Annotated in this window: 7 protein-coding genes; 3 read left to right on the top strand and 4 right to left on the bottom strand. The window is 34.3% G+C overall.

Annotated features, from left to right (window positions below; translation table 11 throughout):
• Together AC1DRF_RS16535 and AC1DRF_RS16530 are read right to left on the bottom strand one after the other, a co-directional pair.
• Nucleotides 1-743, bottom strand: a 743-nt coding sequence (locus AC1DRF_RS16535) for a glucuronate isomerase (protein WP_477741179.1), incomplete at its 3' end; no start/stop codon positions are given.
• A 149-nt stretch (nt 744-892) separates the two neighbouring features.
• Complete coding sequence (locus AC1DRF_RS16530; RefSeq protein ID WP_427076290.1) at nt 893-1117, bottom strand: hypothetical protein; 225 nt, start codon at nt 1115-1117, stop codon at nt 893-895.
• Between the two features lie 135 nt (nt 1118-1252).
• Here AC1DRF_RS16530 and AC1DRF_RS16525 point away from each other — a divergent pair, with 135 nt between their 5' ends.
• The gene (locus AC1DRF_RS16525; protein WP_427076291.1) at nt 1253-1447 is read left to right on the top strand and encodes a twin-arginine translocase TatA/TatE family subunit; all 195 of its coding nucleotides are present in this window, start codon (nt 1253-1255) and stop codon (nt 1445-1447) included.
• Between the two features lie 109 nt (nt 1448-1556).
• Nucleotides 1557-2648, top strand: coding sequence for an AI-2E family transporter (locus AC1DRF_RS16520; RefSeq protein WP_016763781.1), 1092 nt, complete (start codon nt 1557-1559; stop codon nt 2646-2648).
• A gap of 73 nt (nt 2649-2721) precedes the next feature.
• Here the strand turns inward: AC1DRF_RS16520 and AC1DRF_RS16515 are convergent, their stop codons facing one another.
• On the bottom strand, nt 2722-2856 hold the full coding sequence (locus AC1DRF_RS16515; RefSeq protein ID WP_255255766.1) for a hypothetical protein: 135 nt from the start codon (nt 2854-2856) through the stop codon (nt 2722-2724).
• Between the two features lie 87 nt (nt 2857-2943).
• On the bottom strand, nt 2944-3294 hold the full coding sequence (locus AC1DRF_RS16510; RefSeq protein ID WP_013056601.1) for a VOC family protein: 351 nt from the start codon (nt 3292-3294) through the stop codon (nt 2944-2946).
• Between the two features lie 376 nt (nt 3295-3670).
• Here AC1DRF_RS16510 and AC1DRF_RS16505 point away from each other — a divergent pair.
• Nucleotides 3671-4958, top strand: a 1288-nt coding sequence (locus AC1DRF_RS16505) for a hypothetical protein (protein ID WP_477741178.1), incomplete at its 3' end; no start/stop codon positions are given.

Genomic DNA, 4958 nt, shown 5'->3' with positions numbered 1-4958 from the left:
GTCTTCGTATATACCATTTTGTTTAGTGCGTGATCAGATAAACGTCCTCCCATGGAATGGAAAAAACGAGCTCGACTTTCAAGAGCTTTTAACAAATCATCATAGGTGTGAATGGAATGATGTGAACAATCTTGCAGCTTTGCAATCCAGTTCTTAAACCCTTCTTGATTGATTTCAAGCCCTTTATCCGGACGAAAGCTTGGAAGTACTTGGGTCTCAAACTCTTGCACATCTCTTAGTTTCATATGATACTCTAATGAATCTGTTGGGTCATCCGTTGTACAAATAACTTTTACGTTAGAACGTGTAATAAGATCTCTTGCACCGAACTCACCGCTGCGTAATTTCTCATTTGCTTTTTCCCAAATAAACGGTGCCGTATGTTCATTTAATATTTCATCAATATCAAAGAAACGCTTTAACTCTAGATGCGTCCAATGATATAGCGGATTCCCAATTGTCATCGGAACTGTTTTAGCCCACGCGAGAAATTTTTCATAGTCACTCGCTGATCCTGTTATCTTTTCTTCTTCAATTCCGTTGGCTCTCATCAGTCTCCATTTGTAGTGATCTCCATCTAGCCAAACGTTAGTTAACGTTTCAAACTGTTTATTCTCATAAATTTCCTGTGGGTTTAAGTGGCAGTGATAATCAATAATGGGCATATCTTTTGCGTAAGTATTATACAAGTGTGCGGCTGTTTCATTTGTTAATAAAAAATTGTCATCCATAAACTTTTTCATTCCCATTCACTCCTTCATTTTTTGTTAACGTTAACAAAATTACATAAATTGATGAATACTCTTATTTATATATAACTGTATTAATAAGATTTAATCTTCAACGCCATAAATGTTAACGTTAACATTTTATTTAATTCTATTACTTCTTTCTAAATTTTACAACAATTTATCTTTATATTTTTCAATTTTTTTCTCTCTTTATTTTCATATGCTGATTCTTCATTTTTAAAAAAACAGGATTTATGACATGTTTCCATAAGAATTAAAGCATGTTGTTTCACATAAAGCTTATACAAAGTTAATAAGGCGAACAGGCTGTCTTTAGTGCTATAATTAACTTCGTATGCATCACTACTAGCATTTAAATCATACATAGCCGCTGCACCTTATTTTCGTATCATTTAAAATAAAGGAATTTTAAAGAGAAAAGTGAATAGTATAAACATGCACTTTATTTACTATCTCTTTTTAATTTTCATATATTCATTGCTTTTAAAGGAGAGGATATCATGCCAGGAGCAACAAGCATGGTCGTAATCGGAATTACTGCCTTAATTGTATTTGGACCGAGTAAATTGCCGGACATAGGACGAGCATTTGGACATTCCCTGCGAGAATTTAAAAATGCAGCGGAAGGAATTATACAGGATGACAACAAAAAAACTCCAGAGGATACCACTGAAAATAAAGAGGAAAAATCCTAATTTTTATGTAAATAAAAGTTATACAGACTAAAAAGCCCACTTTTCACGTGCAGTGGGTTTCTTTTTTGATGTATGATAGTAAAAAATAGTAAAGAAAGAGGGTAACTTTTTGTTTAAATCGAAACTGCATTTTTGGACATTAGAACTATTAATGATTGCTTTACTGATTTACATTTGTAAACATATTTCGTTTGTTTTTCTACCAATCGGTGTGTTTATCTCCACTTTGTTTTTCCCTATTCTCGTAGCTGGTTTTCTTTTCTTTTTATTCGAACCAATTGTGTCATTTCTCACAAGAAAAAAAGTGCCAAAAACACTGGCCATCTTATTATTATACGTTGTTTTTATCGGCGTAATTGCTTCTATTGTAGGCGGTGTGGGACCTACTTTATCTAAACAATTAACTGATTTGGCTAAAAATATTCCGTCTTATATTGTAGAAACGAGAGAGTACATAAATGATTTATCTAACTCAAGATGGTTTAACTGGCTCGTTGAACAAAAATATGTGTCCCTCGATCATATTGAAGAGTCACTTTTAAACTACGCGTCTACTTTACCTACGAATCTCACAAACAGTATTTCATCTGTTTTAAGCGTCGTAACAAATATTACACTTACGGTTGTAACCGTTCCTTTCATTCTTTTTTATATGCTTAAAGACAGCCATAAACTTCGTAAAAATACGCTGCGTATGGTTCCTGCTTCTTACCGAAAAGAAACGTTACGTACAATGAAAGAAACAACAAATACGCTAGCTACTTATATTCAAGGCCAAATGCTCGTTTGTTTATTTGTCGGTATTAGTACATTCATTGGTTACCTTATCATCGGGTTACCCTATGCATTGATACTCGCACTAATAGGAGCCCTTACTAATATTATCCCGTACGTCGGCCCTTTTATTGGCGTAGCACCTGCTTTAATCGTAGGTTTATTATACTCTCCTACAAAAGCGATATTAGTAATTATCGTCGTCGTAATCGTTCAACAGCTAGATGGGAACATTATTTCTCCGCTGGTAATTGGAAAGAAATTAAACACTCATCCTTTAACAATTATTATTTTATTGCTTGTTGCTGGTAATATTGCAGGAATACTCGGAATGATCTTAGCGATTCCGGCTTATGCTGTAACAAAAACAATTGTAATAAATATTGTAAGAATGATTCAATTCAGAAACAAATCTGTCAAATTATAAAATGCCGAGGCAATCCAATAGAAGCTGATAAAAAAGCATTTTAGTTGAAGTTAAATCCGAACTATTGATCTGATTAATAGTTCGGATTTTTTGTTGTCATATTGAACATAGGGTTTGTGCAGCTGCTTCTAGCTGTTGATTGGAGGGCAAGGTGAAGACTTCTGCGTGAAAAGCGGAAGTCTTCAACGGAACTCAACAGCGGTGTCACAAGCGGTTCAGCTCCTTTATCTCATTTGTTCGTCTTTAGATTGGGGTAATTTCTTTATGTCCTAATGTCTTTTATCTTCCCATGGGTTCAGCACTGACACACCATCAGGTGATTTCCATCCGGATCTTTAAATGTAAACCAATGATTGTGTTGAATTCCTGTCGTTAGCTCTACTTTTTTCTGCTTCATATATTCATAAGCTTCTTTGATATCGTTTGTATTCAAATGAAAAGCTGGCGTTTTAAAAAGCGTATTTTTTGAATAAGTTTTGCTATCTAATACAATCCCTGTTCCATTCATAGGTATCACATATAAATGATCATATAAAATGTCTCCATCTGCTATCAAACCTAGTATGTCACAATACCAATCTCGTGCTTTTTTTATGTCCTTTACAGGAATAAAAACCGTGCCTACTTCATTTAATATAGGGTTCATTTATGACCTCCGGTATGGGTTTAGTAGTTTTACAACGTATTCTCTTTTAATCGCTGATATCCTTTTATTTTGAGATACTTTCTATCAGTCCATTAAACTCGGTAGCAGAATTAGCGGTCTTGCAGACACGGTTATCCTCCATACATAAGCTACACGGCAAATATATATGCTACATGACTAAATGTAGATTACTAAAAAAGAAAATAAGAAAATCTCCCCCTTCCTCTGCTTTGCACGTGTATAATGAAAAATAGACTATAGATAGTAGCCTTTTTTTGTTTGTAGCATCGAACTTTCGTGCATTACAATAGATTTAAAGCCACTATCCAGCTAAGAATTAAAATGAATAACTTAAGGTTAAGGAGGTTAGATGTGTATGGATTATTCATCTGTACTCATACGCGAAGTCATTGATAGAGTATCTAAATTACGCCTCTTATCTGTTTATAATGAAAGTATAAAAGGTGATTTAGAAAGCACCATCCTCCCTCTTTATCAGCAGCACTTTGAAAATAAAGATGTAAACGAAGCGTTGAGGATTTTAAAAAAAGACTTTCTCAATCGTACGAAACGCAGATGGTTAGATGCTGCTATACGCGACTATGAGCAAAAAAAGCCTAAGAAGAATAAAGAGCTGATTGGCGAATACAAAGCGCTAACAGCTTATTATAAAACGAATGGAAAAGAACTCTTTTGCAAACAGTTTGAAAACGTATCATCTCCGGAAGAAGTCATTGATAAACGAATTGGTATCCTACGTGAATGGAGTCAAGAAGATAGCTTCTTCTTAACGGATTATCCTTATATTCATCAAAAAACCAAGACCCAGCGAGAAAAAGCAATCCATACGGATATATCTATTATTATTGGGCTTACTATACTGGACCCAAGCTTCCAAAACGGAAATCATAGTATTATTGAGAGCCCTTTTTCAACTGTAGAGAATCCTTTTTTCTCTAACTCAAGAGCAAAGCTTCTCGTCGAGCAACCCCTATTAGAGAAAGAAGGAAAAGAATATTTCTTAAGTACTTATAACTCTGAAGACGGGACAGATTACGAATTGTTAATAGAAAAAGAATACGCTGAAGAAAATGGAAATAAAATTAGTGATTTAGATCGGTTTGATTATAAAGTGTTTTTAGAGATCATGAGCCAGCGCGACGAATTGTTCGCTACACAAAAAATTATTAACGTAAAAATTGGTGATCTTGTGAAAGCACTCTATAAAACAGACAGTAAGCGCAACTATCAGATGATAGAAGAAAGAATTACAAAAATGAAGCACTACAGCATGACAAAAGTACAGCATAATAAGAAAATTGCCTACGGTATTTTTGACTTTGTGGATATTACTACGATGCCAAACGGAACGCGAATTGCTGAAATTCACGTCAATGAAGTGATATATAGAGACTATATTCAACGCCAAACGGTGCGTATTTATAAAAACAAAGTAGAAAAATTAAGTTTAGACGCCGCTTATCATTTGCTATTCGTTATGCAAAAAGAGCGTCTCATTTGCTATGAAACAAAATCTTCATACAATGTCACAAGAGATTATTTATATTTTTCGACAAGAGTCCGCTTTCGAAAAAGACGAAAAAAAGAAAACCTTGTCGAAATAGAAACAGCCTTAGATGAGCTAGTCGAACAAAAACTAGCTG

It is taken from the genome of Priestia sp. P5_B4 (assembly GCF_056400385.1).
This window is presented reverse-complemented; position numbering and strand designations above follow the sequence as displayed.